Source organism: Nostoc sp. (genome assembly GCF_036917195.1).
GTDB lineage: Bacteria > Cyanobacteriota > Cyanobacteriia > Cyanobacteriales > Nostocaceae > Nostoc.
This window is the reverse complement of the sequence record NZ_JBALDG010000032.1, coordinates 23,850-41,168: the sequence shown is the minus strand read 5'-3', so window position 1 is coordinate 41,168 and position 17,319 is coordinate 23,850. Positions and strand designations below refer to the sequence as shown.

At 42.7% G+C, this 17,319-nt stretch carries 15 protein-coding genes; 6 read left to right on the top strand and 9 right to left on the bottom strand.

What is annotated here, in order from left to right; genetic code table 11:
- The first annotated feature begins 199 nt into the window (after positions 1–199).
- The gene (gene larE / locus V7K40_RS11135; RefSeq protein WP_334959459.1) at positions 200–1,027 is read left to right on the top strand and encodes an ATP-dependent sacrificial sulfur transferase LarE; all 828 of its coding nucleotides are present in this window, start codon (positions 200–202) and stop codon (positions 1,025–1,027) included.
- 30 nt (positions 1,028–1,057) lie between these two features.
- Here larE and V7K40_RS11130 read toward each other — a convergent pair whose 3' ends face one another.
- The gene (locus V7K40_RS11130; protein ID WP_334959457.1) at positions 1,058–1,414 is read right to left on the bottom strand and encodes a DUF4864 domain-containing protein; all 357 of its coding nucleotides are present in this window, start codon (positions 1,412–1,414) and stop codon (positions 1,058–1,060) included.
- Positions 1,415–1,482: 68 nt separating this feature from the next.
- The gene (locus V7K40_RS11125) at positions 1,483–2,550 is read right to left on the bottom strand and encodes an SGNH/GDSL hydrolase family protein (protein ID WP_334959423.1); all 1,068 of its coding nucleotides are present in this window, start codon (positions 2,548–2,550) and stop codon (positions 1,483–1,485) included.
- Between the two features lie 514 nt (positions 2,551–3,064).
- On the opposite strand from V7K40_RS11125, the gene V7K40_RS11120 reads away from it, so the two are divergent.
- Together V7K40_RS11120 and V7K40_RS11115 are read left to right on the top strand one after the other, a co-directional pair.
- Entirely contained in the window at positions 3,065–3,271 is a 207-nt protein-coding gene (locus V7K40_RS11120) for an XRE family transcriptional regulator (protein WP_334959421.1), read from the top strand.
- A 516-nt stretch (positions 3,272–3,787) separates the two neighbouring features.
- Positions 3,788–4,000 (top strand): hypothetical protein, encoded by a 213-nt coding sequence (locus V7K40_RS11115; protein ID WP_190728355.1) that lies wholly within the window; start codon positions 3,788–3,790, stop codon positions 3,998–4,000.
- Positions 4,001–4,073: 73 nt separating this feature from the next.
- Here the strand turns inward: V7K40_RS11115 and V7K40_RS11110 are convergent, their stop codons facing one another.
- The 3 genes from V7K40_RS11110 to V7K40_RS11100 form a co-directional block, all read right to left on the bottom strand.
- Positions 4,074–4,979 carry a site-specific DNA-methyltransferase gene (locus V7K40_RS11110; RefSeq protein WP_334959419.1) on the bottom strand — a complete coding sequence of 302 codons (906 nt, stop codon included), beginning with the start codon at positions 4,977–4,979 and terminating at the stop codon, positions 4,074–4,076.
- A gap of 401 nt (positions 4,980–5,380) precedes the next feature.
- Entirely contained in the window at positions 5,381–5,692 is a 312-nt protein-coding gene (locus tag V7K40_RS11105) for a hypothetical protein (RefSeq protein ID WP_334959417.1), read from the bottom strand.
- A 44-nt stretch (positions 5,693–5,736) separates the two neighbouring features.
- Entirely contained in the window at positions 5,737–5,949 is a 213-nt protein-coding gene (locus V7K40_RS11100; RefSeq protein ID WP_334959415.1) for a hypothetical protein, read from the bottom strand.
- Between the two features lie 156 nt (positions 5,950–6,105).
- Between V7K40_RS11100 and V7K40_RS11095 the strand changes: the two genes are divergently transcribed.
- Positions 6,106–6,534, top strand: a complete 429-nt coding sequence (locus V7K40_RS11095) for a hypothetical protein (RefSeq protein ID WP_334959413.1) — start codon at positions 6,106–6,108, stop codon at positions 6,532–6,534.
- Positions 6,535–6,901: 367 nt separating this feature from the next.
- On the opposite strand, the gene psaB is transcribed toward V7K40_RS11095, so the two are convergent.
- Both psaB and psaA read right to left on the bottom strand, forming a co-directional pair.
- A complete protein-coding gene (gene psaB, locus V7K40_RS11090; RefSeq protein WP_334959412.1) occupies positions 6,902–9,133 on the bottom strand; it encodes a photosystem I core protein PsaB in 2,232 nt (743 codons plus the stop codon).
- Between the two features lie 112 nt (positions 9,134–9,245).
- A complete protein-coding gene (gene psaA, locus V7K40_RS11085; protein WP_334959410.1) occupies positions 9,246–11,504 on the bottom strand; it encodes a photosystem I core protein PsaA in 2,259 nt (752 codons plus the stop codon).
- A gap of 858 nt (positions 11,505–12,362) precedes the next feature.
- Between psaA and V7K40_RS11080 the strand changes: the two genes are divergently transcribed.
- A complete protein-coding gene (locus V7K40_RS11080) occupies positions 12,363–14,138 on the top strand; it encodes a hypothetical protein (RefSeq protein ID WP_334959408.1) in 1,776 nt (591 codons plus the stop codon).
- 15 nt (positions 14,139–14,153) lie between these two features.
- On the opposite strand, the gene glsA is transcribed toward V7K40_RS11080, so the two are convergent.
- Complete coding sequence (gene glsA / locus V7K40_RS11075) at positions 14,154–15,068, bottom strand: glutaminase A (protein WP_334959407.1); 915 nt, start codon at positions 15,066–15,068, stop codon at positions 14,154–14,156.
- A 115-nt stretch (positions 15,069–15,183) separates the two neighbouring features.
- Entirely contained in the window at positions 15,184–15,306 is a 123-nt protein-coding gene (locus tag V7K40_RS11070) for a hypothetical protein (RefSeq protein WP_334959405.1), read from the bottom strand.
- Positions 15,307–15,750: 444 nt separating this feature from the next.
- Here V7K40_RS11070 and V7K40_RS11065 point away from each other — a divergent pair, with 444 nt between their 5' ends.
- Entirely contained in the window at positions 15,751–17,265 is a 1,515-nt protein-coding gene (locus V7K40_RS11065; protein ID WP_334959403.1) for a thioredoxin-like domain-containing protein, read from the top strand.
- Positions 17,266–17,319 lie beyond the last annotated feature (54 nt).

Genomic DNA, 17,319 nt, shown 5'->3' with positions numbered 1-17,319 from the left:
ACAACGCTGATTTGGTCGGATATTTACTGTGTTGGGTGTTAGATATGGCTCAAAAGCTCAAATATATAGTACATATGTATGATGCGTAAGTCCGATAATTATCTGTGTTTAGCTGCTGTGCAAAATTCCACATCCTCGGAATTTGTGCCTAGAATGGAATTTGTTGGGTGCTATAGGGTTTGGGCAGGATTGGGAAATGATGCTGATAGAAAAATTTGAGCAATTAAGAGCCTTATTTATAGAAATGGAGCAGGCGTTGATTGCTTACTCAGGGGGCGTTGATAGCACTTTGGTTGCCAAAATTGCTTATGATGCGCTGGGCGATCGCGCTTTGGCTGTCACGGCTGTTTCTCCTTCGCTGTTGCCAGAAGAGTTGGAAGATGCCAAAATTCAAGCCGCAACTATTGGGATTCCTCATAAAATTGTCCAGACTCACGAGATGGAAAATCCCAATTACACTTCTAACCCGGTCAACCGCTGTTATTTTTGCAAAAGTGAGTTGCACGACACTCTCAAACCTTTAGCTTTAGAGTTGGGTTATCCCTATGTGGTGGATGGGGTAAATGCCGATGATTTGCATGATTATCGCCCAGGAATTCAGGCGGCGAAAGAAAGAGGGGCGCGATCGCCTTTAGCGGAAGTGGGTGTTACCAAAGTTGAAGTTCGGCAACTTTCGCAACAACTCGGTTTACCTTGGTGGGATAAACCTGCTCAACCGTGCCTCAGTTCTCGCTTTCCTTATGGTGAAGAGATTACTGTAACTAAGTTACAACGAGTTGGTAGAGCAGAAATTTTCCTGCGAAAGCTAGGTTGGCAGAATTTGCGCGTGCGATCACAAGAGGATACAGCACGGATTGAATTACCAGCAGAACAAATTAAAGAGTTTGTGTTGACTAACGATTTACAGAAAGTAGTTTCGGCATTTCAGGATTTTGGATTTATCTACGTAACCCTGGATTTAGAAGGTTATCGCAGTGGTAAGTTGAATCAGGTTTTGAATCGGGAAGCCTTGAGCGTTAAATTATAAGATTTTGGTTCTATAGAGATAGAGTTTATTTTATTTACCTTCTAGAGAAACTAGAAAACAACCGTTAATCCTCCAGGTATTATCTGGCTGTTTTTCCATTAAATATAAAGCCTTCAAGGGAACTCCATCAGGAGCAAGTAGTAGCACTGGTTGAGTTATGTTTCCCTGAATGGTTGTTATCTTCTCAAAAAAGACAGAACGAGGACGGTATACTGCTGGGTAGCTTATCTTCACCATCTGCATAAAATTTTCTGGGGTTCCAAATTGCGCCTGAATTGCCGGACTGGCGAAGGCAAAAGCGCCTTGGGCATCATCCTTTTTAAAGGCTGCCAATTGGTGTTCAATTAGAGAACGGATGGTAATGGCATCGTTGTCGGTAACTTCCATAAAAAATCTAAAATTGCGTAGGCACAGCCTGTCGTAGACATCGCTCCAAGTGTCGGCGTAGCGATCGCTCAATTTTCGCGCTGAGTGAGCTTGTATTCTATCTGCTGTAGTGCGGAGCGCCACACATCATAACCCTCTTGAGACAGATGCAACCCATCTGTAGTCAACTCTGGGCGCAAATTGCCTTCCATATCCGTAAACCAGCTATAAATATTTAGATAATTAGCGCCTTCTTGTTTGGCAATCTGGATTAGTTGTATATTAATGTGACGAATGCGGCTATTGGAAAGTTTTGCTAGGCGAGTAGGCAAAATTGATTGGACAATGATTTGAGCTTTTGGGTGAGTCTGCCGTAAACGACGGATAATCCGGCGATAATTACGCAAAATTGTGTCATCACTAGCGCCTTTTCGTAAGTCGTTAATCCCAGCCATGACGTAAATCACATCCGGCCGCGTTGCCGAAAATGCCCCCAATCTTTTTAAAACTCCACTGGAAGTATCTCCAGATATGCCTTGATTCAGCCACAATTTCCCAGCAGGTAGTTTTTCTCTAGGAAACCACATGCTCAAAGAATCACCCACTAAGATACTTAGATGATTTGCACCTTGACCTTGAGCGATCGCTCTAGCTTCTAAAGCTAGTAAACTTTTCCAGTCATCATAAGTTAGTTGACGCTTCTTGATCGACTCCCACAATGATTGCAAATTATCACTATCCACGCGTGTATAAATCTGACCTGTTTTCAGAGCCGCCAATCTTTGGTAGTAAAGTTGATTACCAGATGTCAGTGAGATACCAGTTGCTTGGGCGCTGGGGTTGACTAATGATTCTGTTGGGACTGGTAATCCCTGACTACTCAGTTCTGGTAGGGAGAGATCAAAGCTTTTGATATTTTTCTCACCTGCTGTTGGCTGCGAACTTTTTAGGGGTTGGAACGTTTGGCCACTGAGTTCTGGTAAGGAAAGATCAACACTGGGGATGATTTGTCTACTTACTATTGTCTGCGAACCTTGTTTTAAATCCCACAGGAATCCAGAATTTTCTGGCAGGACAATCGACAAATGTGGAAGAGCCGATGCTGGTATTGCTAATCCTGTTAACAAGCCTATTGCCAACAGATAAGGGTCCCTCATCGCTTTGTCTCTCCTCTACTCACTGCTTTTCCCTATGACAGCATTAGTTGCCTGTATTCAGGAAAATTTTACTTCGGTTAAGTATTATTCTTATTTACACCGTATAGTTCTGTAAAGCCTATTAACGAGATTATATTAGACAATTCACGATCTCTTTAAAGTACGGTTTTTTCGGTGGTATACAAGTCTTATTTGTGAGGATACTTTTCCTGAAAGCACTATTTTCACAAGCCGACCATTTTTTATAACCAGTGGTCACAAATATTGCAAGTGGATGTAAACTCGGTCATTAGTGGATAATTTTTGATTATCTCAGGACAGAGTTTTTTGCTTTTGATGTTGCTACTATAAGAAATAACCATTTGATTTCAGGTTTCCATATCTCCGGAAATTCTGGCGATCGCATAATAGTTTGCTAAACTGCTAGGCGATGTCTGACTACAAAGCGCTTCTCGTCTATGTTTTTTAATTTCTCATATTAAATTGAGCGGTGCAAATGCATCAGTTATCAAATATGAAATTATTAAAGATTCCAGAATTAGCAGAAGAGAAAGCATGGATACTAAAACAACTTTCTGACCGTTCTGAGGTAATTTACAGCACAGTTAGAAGTTATGCCCGTTGTTCAGGAATGACAACAGTTGACTTTACTGCTATCCCCAAATTAGCTCACACCTTTGATGTGACGATTGAAGACTTAGTGGAAATTCTAGAGCAATAGGCAAAAGTTTAACTGTTTGAGGATGTTCATAAGCTAATGGGCATTTAAGTTGCATAAAACCCGGGCTGTAGCCGCTTACTACAAGCGAATCAGTCTGGAAAAATAAATGACGATTAGCTTATCATACGATGATGTGGCCTTAATGAGCAAGCAAAAGGTTAGTCCTACTGAGACTTCGAGAACTTACTCAAAAAAAGGTTAGACTCTCAAATTGGTTTGGGAGAATTCTGGAGTAATCTACAGCGCTGTTAAACACTGTACACGTTACGCTGAGATAAAAAAAGTTAAATTTATTTTCATCCAAAAGTTGGCTCTTACCTTTGATGCGATGATTAAGGGTTTGATGCAGATTATCCAGTAGTAGAAAAATTCCCTGTATTTCTGTTGTAGTTATATATATACATAATTAAAAATTTATGTTTACTCATTGAAGTATGAGTTTAAACACATTTAAATTAAGTTTTAACTATAGAAAATAACTTCATTGGAAGTGCTAAGATTTAGGCTGAATCATTAGTGTTTTCCTTTTCTTCCGTGGCTAGAGCTAGTACAGCGATTGGTGTCAGTCCCATTATTAAAGAGATTGTGCAAAAACAGGCACATTCAACACGTTTGACCCTGAAAGAAGTTATTCTCATGGGGATGTTAGCAATTGACAAACTAGATGATCAAGGTCGTCAAGAGCTTGCGGATCAAGTTCATCAAATGCAGGTGAATGGAGAAATTTGAGTGAGTAGTTATGAGTTACGAGTTATAAATTATATATTTTAACTCCTCAGTCCTGACTCTTTACTGAATTTGCTTATTGGCTAAATCGATAACGACTTCCCGTTACATAATCTTCATTAATTTCAAAAGATATCCATCGGCGTTGCAGAGTTTCAGCAACAAACCCGGTTGTATTAGAACCTGCAAATGGATCTAAAACCATATCATCTTCATCAGTTAAGAATTTGATGAAGAACTCGGCGAACCCTTGAGGAAAACGTGCTGGATGGGGTCTAATTTCTGCTGCTTTGCAGCGTTGTAAATAAGCGCTATTAGATTCAGTATTAGCAATTTCTAGCAAATTTGGCGGAATTGCACCTTGATTATCCTTTTGAAATTTATCAGAAATATTATGTCCACTAGGACGTATTTTGGCCTTATAGCCATTTTTGAGTAATTGTTTCATACTTTGACTATAAGGCTTTAAAACTTTTCTGTTATCTGCTTTAGGATTAGGTGTTTTAGACAACCACCAAACCGTATTTACAGAATCTTTCACACGAATCCGCCTAATTGTCACCCACTCAGCAGGGGTTGGCAGTCGAGCCGGATTATAGTGGTAAAATTCTTGAGCAAGAAAGAAACCTACTTCTTTGCATAATCTAACTAAAAGTTCGTATTGGTAGATACTCCGCACAGGATTACCAGGAAGGTAAGCACCGCCTAAATCTAGTACGAATGAGCCATTCTCTGCCAGTACTCTTTTAAATTCATAGGCAAAAGGTAGAAACCACTCAATATATTTTTCAGCAGTTTCATTACCGTATTCTTTTTTTCGTGTCAGAGCAAATGGAGGCGATGTAATAATTAAATTAATACTATTATCATCAATGAATTTAATAAGTTTAAGGCTATCACCTAAATATGCTGCTCCGTTTTGCTCGGTATAAGAGGCATTAAAAATTATTTCTTTTGCTGGCGTTATTGGTTCTTGTTGCAAGAGTAATAAGATTATTTTGTTTTTTATAGTTATAACTTGTTTTAGTATTGTCCAACTATTTAATTTTAAAAATTATTTTTTTAACGCAGAAGAACACAGAGGGAAGCATAAAGTAACCCAGAGGAGTATATTAACTTTTGGCACGCTTTGCGATCAATCGCATAGCGTCTCCGACACATAACATATATTTGGGTTTTGAGTAATGCCTTCTTGCCAGTTTGTCATGGTTAGGCGATCGCTCTTTAGATTAGCCTGATAATTAGATTGTGCTAAATCTTTTCTAGACTGGAATTGATTTTTTCATAATGTAGGCAACCTCACCATAACCAGGATTTCCAGTTAGCCCTTGTAAATTATTATGCTCTATATTTTCTAGTGAAACTTAACCCAAGCGTTATTACCTAGCACCTGTAGCCTCTTTGCCTACCCCACTCTAGCCAAGCTTTAGTCATCTCCTTTACCTTTCCCCTATATTCTGGAGGAACAGGATCTTCTCTGCTGATGGATTTTAATGCCCAAAACCAGTGTCCAGATTTCTTTTCCAGTTCCCTAAGTAAAAGTGGGATTACAGGTTTTCCCATACCAATAATTTGCTGGTATGCAGGGCGCATCGACATTTGGTTAGTAGATGATATACCAAAAGTTTCTTCACGCCATTGCTTAACAAGCGCTGTAAAGGTAGCTTCTATTTCTGAGTTTTGCAGTTCTTCCATATTGCTGCTGATCACTAAGTTAATTTTAGGCGATCGCTTTCTTTTTAAATAAGTTCTCCATGTTTTAGTGAGTATATGTCTGGTTCATCGTTAAGAAATTGAAATACCCCACCAGTTTGAGCAAGTTGCAGTCGCATTAAATCACGAGTTGAAGGCTCTGATGAATCGAAAAACAATTTTTCTTCCAATAGTGATTGCTCCTCATCAGAGAGAGATAGGATAACTTGCAACAGTGATTCAACAAGTTTAGTATTCATCTTCAGTTATCAGATGTTATGCTAGTCTGTCATAATTATGACCACTTACAACTAAAATTTATTTTAGGCGATCGCACTTTTAATTAGCCTGGTATTATAACCAAATTAATTTTAGGCTGGATAGAGCAATAGGGAAACGCAGCAAATGTAATCTATATGGATATGACGTTACCATATACGGAGCGATTAGCAGTTGCTTTAGAGTATGTTTATCGACTAAGGACATGGTTAGGCAATGGTATTGATGTAGAAATGTGGTGGAAATCACCAACTGGAGAATGCCACTTTTTTCAAAGTTTAATAGGTGAAACAATCGAAGAGAATCCTGTACCAAAGATTTACAGAGATACAGAGATCACTCTAGATAAATTTGACCTCATGATTAAGCGTTTAGTAGCTAATGGGGTAATGGAGCTACAATCAGACACCGAACATGGAATAATGACCAATTGTAATGAATTTTATTATGTGTTGCTGAAAGATGGTTCCTCCAACTTTTTTCTGGCGATGTGCGGTCATCATCGTGACTTTAGGTTTCCAATCATAGTTGACATACTTGTTGAAAATATTAAACAGAAAAACTAGAAGAGAAAAAAGTAGCTCTGCTTTATAGAATTTAGCAGATGGAGTTATACCAATTCGCTATGAAGATGCACTTAATTATTAAACGAACCGCCCTACCCTGCGGGAACGCCAAGGGCGAACGGGTGAAGCTCGAAGACTCGCTCTCCGTGGCGCTAACACCAGTGGCCTACGGCGGGAAACCCGCCGGAGAGCGCTGGTTCACCAAGTACGCCTTGTACGCCTTGACAGAAGGAGTAATCATTAAGTGCAAGCTCACGGAGAATTGGTATTAGAAGTCTCGTAATTTTAAACTTAATTAATTTCACAAAAAATCCCCCACCTTTCGGCAGGGGATTTTTATTACTTACCTACAAAACTAGCAGCCGAATTAACCGAACTTACCAGCAGTAGAAGCAATCAAGAATGCTGCGTAAGTCACGATGTAGCCAACTGTGAAGTGAGCTAGACCAACTACACGAGCTTGAACAATTGACAGAGCCACGGGCTTGTCTTTCCAGCGAACTAGGTTAGCTAGAGGAGTGCGTTCGTGTGCCCAAACAAGGGTTTCAATCAACTCTTGCCAGTAACCTCTCCAGGAGATTAAGAACATAAAGCCAGTAGCCCAAACTAGGTGTCCAAACAGGAACATCCAAGCCCAGACAGACAGGTTATTCACGCCGTAGGGGTTGTAACCGTTAATCAACTGAGCGGAGTTAGCCCAGAGGTAATCGCGGAACCAGCCCATGAGGTATGTAGAGTTCTCATTGAACTGAGCCACGTTGCCTTGCCAAATACCTAGATGCTTCCAATGCCAGTAGAAGGTCAACCAACCAATGGTGTTGAGCATCCAGAATGTAGCCAGGTAGAAGGAATCCCAAGCTGAGATATCGCAAGTACCGCCACGACCGGGGCCGTCACAAGGGAAGGCATAGCCGAAGTCCTTTTTATCGGGCATCAGCTTAGAACCACGGGCATCCAAAGCACCTTTGACCAAGATCAAGGTGGTGGTGTGGAGACCTAAGGCGATCGCATGGTGTACCAAGAAGTCGCCAGGGCCAATTGTTAAGAACAGGGAGTTTGTACCAGCATTGATCGCATCTAGCCAGCCTGGTAACCAGACGTTAGCGTAGTTGGGCCATGCTGTGTAAGCAATACTATCTGGGTTAGATAGCAAGGTGTCTAAACCGTACAGTACCTTACCGTTAGCAGCTTGGACGAATTGAGCAAATACTGGCTCAATCAAGATTTGCTTTTCAGGAGTGCCGAAAGCAACTACTACATCGTTGTGTACGTACAGACCAAGAGTGTGGAAGCCCAAGAAAAGGGATACCCAGCTAAGGTGGGAAATAATCGCTTCTTTGTGCTTCAATACGCGCTCAAGGACGTTGCCCTTATTTTGCTCTGGGTCGTAATCACGTACCCAGAATATCGCTCCGTGAGCAAAAGCACCAAGGATCAAGAAACCAGCAATGTATTGATGGTGCGTGTATAGCGCTGCCTGAGTTGTGTAATCCTTCGCAATAAATGCGTAGGAAGGCATGGCGTACATGTGCTGCGCTACCAGAGAGGTGACGGTTCCCAGAGCAGCTAGGTGAATACCCAACTGGAAGTGCAGCGAATTGTTATAGGTGTCGTACAACCCTTGGTGAGGCAGGTTGAACTGACCTTCACTGTTGGTACCAGGTACTAAACCAGATTTGGAGTTCAGCATTTCTTTCATGCTGTGACCAATTCCGAAGTTAGTCCGATACATATGACCGGCAACGATGAACAGGACTGCGATCGCTAGGTGGTGATGAGCTATGTCAGTCAGCCACAAAGCTTCTGTCTGAGGATGAAAGCCACCCAAGAAACTCAGAATCGCAGTTCCTGCACCTTGCGATGTCCCGAATATATGTCCAGGAGTGTCAGGGTTTTGAGAGTAAACACCCCAATTACCTGTAAAGAATGGTGTCAAACCAGCTGGGTGGGGTGGGGTAGATAGGAAGTTATCCCAACCTACGTGCTGACCGCGAGATTCGGGGACAGCAACGTGAATTAAGTGACCAGCCCACGCCAAAGAACTAACACCAAACAAACCTGCTAAGTGGTGGTTTAGGCGATGTTCAGCGCTCTTAAACCATGCCAAGCTAGGACGATACTTGGGTTGTAAGTGCAGCCAACCAGCGAACAATAATATCGCCGCGAATAACAGCAAGAACACTGAACCGTTGTACAGTTCGCCGTTCGTCCGCATTCCGATGGTATACCACCAATGGTACAGACCAGAGTAGGTAATGTTTACCGGATTGCTAGCACCAGCTTGCGTAAAAGCTTCGATCGCTGGTTTACCAAAGTGAGGGTCCCAAATCGCGTGGGCGATCGGACGGATGTGAAGGGGATCTTTAATCCACTGTTCAAAGTTACCTTGCCAGGCTACATGGAACAGGAGGCTGGATGCCCACAGGAAGATGATTGCCAAGTGACCGAAGTGAGTTGCGAAAATCTTTTGGTAAAGATTTTCTTCCGTCATGCCATCATGGGTTTCAAAGTCGTTGCCTGTAGCGATCGCATACCATATCCGACGAGTCGTCGGGTCCTGTGCGAGATCCTGGCTAAATTTGGGAAATTTTGTCGCCATAGGTTTAATAAATCCTCTGACCTTTAGCCATCAAGTATCAGTTCAATTTCGGATTTTAGATTTTGGATTTTGGATTAAATCTAAAATCCAAAACCCAAAATTTTGCTGATTGCTACCCTACTGAAAGGATGTGTGCATGGAAGAACGCCCAAGTTGTGGCAATCCCTCCCAAAAGGTAGTGAGCTACCCCTACAGCCCGACCCTGAATAATACTCAGAGCGCGAGGCTGAATTGCTGGTGCTACCTTCAGTTTATTATGCGCCCAAACTATGGACTCAATTAGTTCTTGCCAGTAGCCACGACCACTGAACAGGAACATCAAGCTGAATGCCCAGACAAAGTGAGCGCCTAAGAAGAGTAGACCATAGGCAGACAGCGCACTGCCGTAGGAATTGATGACTTGTGTAGCTTGTGCCCACAAGAAGTCCCGTAACCAACCGTTGATGGTGATGGCGCTTTGGGCAAAGTTACCACCAGTGATGTGAGTCACAGTACCATCTGCATCTACGGTTCCCCACACATCTGATTGCATCTTCCAGCTGAAGTGGAAAATAACAATCGACAGGGAGTTGTACATCCAGAAAAGTCCGAGGAATACGTGATCCCAACCAGACACTTGACAGGTACCACCACGACCAGGACCGTCGCAGGGGAAGCGGAAGCCCAGGTTTGCCTTGTCTGGAATCAGACGAGAGCTACGGGCGTATAGCACACCTTTGAGCAGAATTAGGACGGTGACGTGAATGGTGAAGGCGTGAATGTGGTGAATTAGGAAGTCCGCTGTACCCAAAATAATGGGTGCAGCTGCCACTTTACCGCCAACAGCCAAAATACCGCCGCCAAAGACATAGCTAACTGGTTCTACGGCATTGGGTGCAGTTGTACCAGGAGCCAAGGCGTGGATATTTTGTATCCACTGGGCAAATACTGGCTGCAACTGAATTCCTGTATCAGAGAACATGTCTTGAGGACGACCCAATGCACGCATTGTGTCGTTGTGGATGTAAAGTCCAAAGCTATGGAAGCCGAGGAAAATACACACCCAGTTCAGGTGAGAAATAATCGCGTCACGGTGACGAATCACCCGATCCAGCAAGTTGTTTTGGTTCACAACTGGATCGTAATCTCGCACCATGAAGATAGCAGCGTGAGCCGCTCCACCAACGATCAAGAAGCCACCGATCCAAATATGGTGAGTGAATATGCACAACTGCGTGGCGTAGTCAGTTGCCAAATATGGATAGGGGGGCATCGCGTACATGTGATGCGCGATGATAATGGTCAACGAACCCAAGAAGGCCAGGTTAGTAGCCAACTGAGCGTGCCAGGATGTGGTCAGGTTTTCGTAAAGACCTTTGTGACCTTCACCGGTGAAAGGACCTTTGTGGTTTTCTAGGATCTCTTTAATGCTGTGACCAATACCCCAGTTGGTACGGTATTGATGACCAGCAACGATAAAGACAACTGCGATCGCTAAGTGGTGATGGGAAATATCAGTCATCCACAAGCCGCCTGTTACCGGGTTCAGACCGCCCTTGAAGGTAAGGAAGTCAGCATACTGACCCCAGTTCAAGGTGAAGAAAGGTGCTAAACCAGCAGCAAAGCCAGGGTACAGTTCGGTCAACAAGTCTTTGTTCAAGATGAACTCGTGGGGCAAGGGTATGTCTTTGAGAGCAACGCCTGCATCCAAAAGCTTGTTGGTCGGTGCGGACACGTGGATTAAGTGACCTGCCCATCCTAAGGAACCACAACCTAGCAATACTTGCAAGTGGTGATTCAGCATCGACTCCACATTCTGGAACCATTCCAGTTTGGGAGCGCGTTTGTGGTAGTGGAACCAGCCAGCAAATAGGAATAAGCCTGCTAATACCAAGCCACCGATCGCAGTGCAGTAAAGCTGGAAGGAGTTTGTAATCCCCCAACCACGCCATACTTGGAACAAACCGGAGGTGATTTGAATACCGTGGAAACCACCGCCAACATCACCGTTTAATATGTCTTGTCCCACAATGGGCCAAACGACCTGGGCACTAGGCTTAACGTTTAACGGGTCGGTTAACCAAGCTTCGTAGTTAGAAAACTTAGCGCCGTGGAAAATCATCCCGCTCAACCAAACCATCACTACGGCTAAGTGGCCGAAGTGGGCTGAGAATATCTTGCGGGATATGTCTTCTAAATCGCTTGTATGTGTATCAAAATCATGGGCGAGTGCGTGCAGGTTCCAAATCCATGTGGTGGTTTTGGGACCTCTGGCTAAGGATCTGTCGAAGTGTCCAGGTTGTGCCCATCTCTCGAATGAGGTAGGAACCGGATCGTTATCGACGATTACTCTTGCCTTTTTTTCCTCTCGCTCCGGAGGACTTATTGTCATTCGACCTCCTCTCTTGATAAGGAATGAGGATTCATGGATACCACAAAATGAACCATTACCACATACTCCAGAATTTTACTGAAGCCGCGATGAAGACCCGATGTGGAGAGTTGTTTCTCGTTGAATTATAAAGTCTTCACTTGTACTTTGTTAGAGATATTTTAACAATAATTCAAACTTGTGGAAATATTGCTGAAATTACTGCCTGAGCTAGCTTTTCACTCCAAACTAGTTGTACAAAAGTCAATAGATTATCTATTTAATTTACAAAGAATAACAATTCGTAAAATTTATGGTTTGGCTGTATATAGAGGATGTTCCAGCTTTTGCTGCTGTTACTCGTGAATATTTGTGTCATGTTTTAATTGTTACAAGTAAATAGATGTAATAAATATGACTTGTTTTAAAATTTACTGAGATATACAGAAAAACTTATGGGAGGTGAGGCAGATTTCACCTTTTGGGCTATAGTTCCCTATGGACAGTTTGAGCCAAAATAATCTGTCAATCAATTTTGGATTTTGGATTTTGGATTGACACTTTGGCTTCGCTCAGTGCTGACCCCGACCAGTGTCTTCTCTAGGAGATGCTCCGCCAAGGTAGCGGGACGAAGTACAGGTACTTGGCTCTGAGGATTTTGGATTTCCAATTTTGGTAAGCGTTAGCTAGTCATACGCTCCTACGGATGCTCGTTCATCGCTAACGTTAAAGCTACGCTATCGAGCGAATGAGTGGATTTGTTCCGCCCATGCTTAAACAGGGCATAAACAGGGCATGAACCAAAATAATTTAAAATTTAAAATCTAAAATCTAAAATTGATATGGTCAATTGTCGAAGACTATCACTGGGTGCAACGCATGAACTCGTGGCAGAAAAGGGTGTTAGAGAAGCTCCTCCCTAAGAGGTTCCCGATTTTCAAGTGGGTAATGACATTGGTGCTGGTATTAAGCTTGACCAGTTGTGGGGAGAAAGTCGGAAGCCAAGAAGTATCGACTGGCTATAGAGAAAACCCTGCACAGATTTCTCAAATTTCAAAGCAATTTTTGGAAGTTTCCCCACCATCTGTTATCCAAGAACTGCGGACAATTTTGGAAGTTTATCAGCCACAAGTGACAATTGTTACTCCAAAACCTGATGAAGTTTTTCAAGACAATAAAATCACAGCTAGTTTTCAAGTTAAAGATCTACCAATATTTAAAGACCCAGAATTACAACTGGGTCCCCATCTACACGTAATTTTGGATAACCAACCTTATATACCTGTTTACGACCTGAATCAGGCCTTGCTTTTGCCAGACTTGTCTCCAGGGACTCATACCCTGCGTGTCTTTGCCTCCCGTCCTTGGCATGAAAGCTTTAAGAATGAAGGCGCTTATGCCCAGACAAGATTTCACGTCTTCACCAAAACCGACGACAACAACCCAGATCCCAAATTACCGCTGCTAACTTACAGCCGTCCTCAAAGCAGCTACGGAGCAGAACCAATCTTACTAGACTTTTACCTAACTAACGCTCCTCTGCACCTCGTCGGCAAGGAAAACGCCAATGATGAATTCAGTGATTGGCGCATTCGCTCCACAATCAATGGTGAAAGCTTTATTTTTGATCGCTGGCAAGCAATTTATCTTAAAGGCTTCCGTCCAGGAAAAAACTGGGTAAAACTAGAATTTCTCGATAACCAGGGAAATCCTGTCAAAAATGCCTTTAATACCACAGTCAGACTAATTGACTACCAGCCAAAGGGTAAAGACACCTTGTCGAGAATTGTCAGAGGGGAACTTACGGCAGATGAGGTGCGCCCCGTTGTAGACCAGAATTATAGACTTGTACCTAAACCTACACCCACGCCTTCTGTTGAAAAAACACCCCAAATACAACCGGAGGTAGAAAAACAGCCTATTCCTGAAACTGAAATTCCGAAACAATCCAAAATACAGCCAGAACAACCAAAATTAGAAGTTCCAACGGCTGCACCATCTCCCAGCTTGTCCCCAACACCACCAGAAATAATTACGCCAACACCAGGATCACAGCCAGAGGTAACACCAACACCTGAATCAACGCCGTTACCCGAAAAAGTTATACCTCAGCCAACAAAACCGAGATTTGGCGGATTTTTTAACCGTCGGACGGGCAAGACGCCTACTCCACAAGAAACAGTTGCACCATCTCCTAGTTTGCCACCCACGCTGCCAGAGATTATCGAGTCTCCTGCACCAGAAACAATTACGCCAACACCAGAAGCACAGCCACAGGTAACACCAACACCTGAATCAACGCCGTTACCCGAAAAAGTTATACCTCAGCCAACAAAACCGAGATTTGGCGGATTTTTTAACCGTCGGACGGGCAAGACGCCTACTCCACAAGAAACAGTTGCACCATCTCCTAGTTTGCCACCCACGCTGCCAGAGATTATCGAGTCTCCTGCACCAGAAACAATTACGCCAACACCAGAAGCACAGCCACAGGTAACACCAACACCTGAATCAACCCTGTTACCCAAAAAAATCGCTCCTGATTCAGAAAAACCAGAATTAAAAAGATATTTCAACCCGCGTCAGTTCCCAAATGCGACACCATCTCCCAGTTTGCCAGCTACACCTACCCCAGCAGTTCCAGAAGAAAAGTAAAAAATAATGATTAGCCTAACCAAAGACACTCAACTGTAACTCTTGCGCTAAAGCCTCAACAAATGCGATCGCTGCTACAGGATTACCAATATTATCCAACCCAGGACTATAGCAAGCGATCGCACCCTCACCTGGTACTATTGCTATAAGTCCACCACCAATCCCTGATTTCATCGGTAGACCAATCTTGACTGCAAACTGGGCAGAAGCTTCGTACAATCCACAAGTTAACATCACAGCATTGACAATCTGACGGTTTTGTGCCGAGAAATAGCTATTTTTATAAGCTAGGAGTTTTCCCAAAAAGGCTAAATCTTCAACTCGCCCAGATATACAGCATATTTGCTCGTAAGTGTCAAGTGCTGTTTCCAGATTTTCTAGATGGCCAGCTTGGGCGAGATAATTAGCGATCGCTAGATTGGCTTTTGAGCGGGTTGATCGCACTGAAGCCAGCATTACCTCATCTAACCTGAGTTGACAACCTGCTAATTGATTGAGCCATTGACAAAATAAAAGAGTGCGATCGCTTGCGTCCTTTCCTGGTAATTTATCAGCGAGGGTAATTGCCCCACTATTAATCATCGGATTGCGGGGGTGGCCGCGATCGGCAATGAGTTGTTCTAAAGAATTGAAGGGTGTATCCGATGGTTCAACCCCAACCCACCCAAAAACTGTTTCTACGCCAAAATGTTCTAGTAGATAAAGTAGAGAAAATGTCTTAATAACGCTCATTAGCGGGAACACACAAGCTGTATCCCCAAAGCTGATAGTTTTCCCCGATTCACAGCAGATGTGAACTGCAAAACAATCAGGATCAGCCAAAGCTAATTGCGGAATGCGATCGGCAACTTGTCCTTGTTCAGCTTGGGTTTTGGCTAGTTGCACCCACGCTGATAACTTCGTAGTAGTTAGTTTATCAAGTCCTTTCAAATTGTAAATTTTCTAAAAGTTTATTTATTAAATAGCAATTATTTTAGCTTTAACCTTGTTGGCGTTTTAACTCTTATATCAATATTTGGCAGCGCTTACTGGCTTCTCTTGCCTGTTACCTGAACTGTTTAGCTTGCTCTTGGTTAGTTAAATATACTTCAGATGCTTTTTGCCTGAGTTCAACAGCTTGTTTACTGAGTTCCTGAATACGAGTTTTTAATTCTTCAATTGTTTTCATCTTTGCTTTTGTTCTGAAATCACAATTTCCAAATTTTCGGCTTCTTCATAAAGTATATCTGCTCTACTAGCCAGCTAGCATCATCAAAATCATTGTTTACTATTGCTCTGTCATCAGCTTCGTACAACTCATCAATGATTTTTTGTAATTGTGCCTAAGCTTGTCATAATACATTGCGGGTTTCTGACTTCATATTGACTGGTTAAATATCTTATGACTTACGCACGAGTCACGGAAGAATCAAACCGCAGAGGCACAGAGAAGCCAGTGCGCCCTTGCGGTTCCACGACTTGCAGCAACTGGCGCGGCACGGAGGAATAAGAGTTAGAGAGGTATTTTTGTCTAAGCTTTTAGTAGCAACACACGGTATATATGTATGATTATTTTTCATCGACCTATTTCAGAAAATTAGTATAAACATCCTCTAAGAGCAAAGTAGACTTTATGATTCCCCGTGTCAGAGCGCCAGAATTAGCGCAAAATTACTCTTGGCTCAACACCGATAAACCCTTGTCTCTCAAACAACTTAAGGGTAGAGTCATAATTTTAGACTTTTGGACATATTGTTGCATTAATTGTCTGCATATTCTGCCAAACCTAAAATATTTAGAACAAAAATATAAAGATAGCCTTACCATTATCGGCGTTCACTCCGCCAAATTTGATAACGAAAAAGAAATAGAAAATATTCGCCAAGCTATCCTGCGCTACGACATTGAACATGCAGTTGTCGTTGACAGAGGTTTTCAGATTTGGCAAGAGTATGCTGTGCGTGCTTGGCCTACGTTAATAATTATTGATCCAGAAGGTTATGTGATTGGCCAGATTTCTGGTGAAGGAAATCGTGAGACTTTAGACGAATTAATTCAAAAGTTAATTCAGCAACACCATGAGAAAGGTACAATTAATTTCCAAAAAATTAGCTTGACTTTAGAAAAACAGCGCCAACCATTAATCACACCCCTAGCCTTTCCTGGTAAAGTTCTAGCTACCCAAGCGGGTTTATTCATTGCTGACTCTGGACATCACCGCCTGATTATGAGTAGCTTTGATGGGGAAATTTTGCATTTGATTGGTACCGGAAAATCTGGCTTAACCGATGGTTCGTTCAGCGAAGCGCAATTTTTTGCACCACAGGGAATGGTATTTGATGCAGAAAATCAAATTCTTTATGTTGCTGATACAGAAAATCATGCCCTACGGCGAGTTGACTTGAAGCGGCAAGTAGTCGAAACTATAGCCGGAACTGGTAAACAAAGCCGCAATATCCGTCCTCATGGCGGCGCTGGTTTAGAAACTGCGCTGAATTCTCCTTGGGATTTAGTCAAAGTGGGACATACCCTGTTTATTGCAATGGCTGGGCCCCATCAGATTTGGGAAATAGATTTAGAAACTAGCATCATTAAAACTTATGCTGGTACTGGTGCAGAAGCTTGCATTGATGGTTCACTTGCTGAATCTGCCTTTGCTCAACCCAGCGGTATCAGCACAGATGGGCAAGAATTATATATTGCTGACAGTGAAGTTAGTTCAATTCGTAGTATTGGAATTGTAGAACCGTACCAAGTCCGAACCGTTTGTGGTAGTGGAAGTTTATTTGATTTTGGTGATGTTGATGGACAAGGTGAAGATGTCCGTTTACAACACTGTTTAGGAGTGGAATACGTCCAGAATTACCTGTGGGTAGCAGATACCTACAATCACAAAATTAAATTAGTGAGTCCCAGTGGGAATTGTCAAACAGTTTTAGGAGATGGTACTAGTGGCTTACAAGATGGCAAGGGTCAGAATAGCCGCTTTTTTGAACCTTCGGGATTGAGTGCGATCGCTTCTTTTTTATATATTGCCGATACCAATAATCATGCCATCCGCCGTGTAGATTTGAATACTCTTGAGGTGACGACGTTGCAATTTCCTGGTTTATGTGCGCCAGATGTTTGTATTCCGCCTAATTTCTAGAATGATTACCTCACGCAAAGGTGTAAAAAAAGCTGTGTGTCTCTGCGTGAGATT

What these genes read in the sequence shown, in the direction of transcription:
- V7K40_RS11065 (WP_334959403.1), top strand. Translation starts at nt 15,751, where the DNA reads ATGATTCCCCGTGTCAGAGCGCCAGAATTAGCGCAAAATTACTCTTGG.
- larE (WP_334959459.1), top strand. Translation starts at nt 200, where the DNA reads ATGCTGATAGAAAAATTTGAGCAATTAAGAGCCTTATTTATAGAAATG.
- V7K40_RS11130 (WP_334959457.1), bottom strand. Translation starts at nt 1,414, where the DNA reads ATGGAAGTTACCGACAACGATGCCATTACCATCCGTTCTCTAATTGAA.
- V7K40_RS11080 (WP_334959408.1), top strand. Translation starts at nt 12,363, where the DNA reads ATGAACTCGTGGCAGAAAAGGGTGTTAGAGAAGCTCCTCCCTAAGAGG.
- V7K40_RS11105 (WP_334959417.1), bottom strand. Translation starts at nt 5,692, where the DNA reads ATGGAAGAACTGCAAAACTCAGAAATAGAAGCTACCTTTACAGCGCTT.
- psaA (WP_334959410.1), bottom strand. Translation starts at nt 11,504, where the DNA reads ATGACAATAAGTCCTCCGGAGCGAGAGGAAAAAAAGGCAAGAGTAATC.
- psaB (WP_334959412.1), bottom strand. Translation starts at nt 9,133, where the DNA reads ATGGCGACAAAATTTCCCAAATTTAGCCAGGATCTCGCACAGGACCCG.
- V7K40_RS11125 (WP_334959423.1), bottom strand. Translation starts at nt 2,550, where the DNA reads ATGAGGGACCCTTATCTGTTGGCAATAGGCTTGTTAACAGGATTAGCA.
- V7K40_RS11070 (WP_334959405.1), bottom strand. Translation starts at nt 15,306, where the DNA reads ATGAAAACAATTGAAGAATTAAAAACTCGTATTCAGGAACTCAGTAAA.
- V7K40_RS11100 (WP_334959415.1), bottom strand. Translation starts at nt 5,949, where the DNA reads ATGAATACTAAACTTGTTGAATCACTGTTGCAAGTTATCCTATCTCTC.
- V7K40_RS11120 (WP_334959421.1), top strand. Translation starts at nt 3,065, where the DNA reads ATGAAATTATTAAAGATTCCAGAATTAGCAGAAGAGAAAGCATGGATA.
- V7K40_RS11095 (WP_334959413.1), top strand. Translation starts at nt 6,106, where the DNA reads ATGGATATGACGTTACCATATACGGAGCGATTAGCAGTTGCTTTAGAG.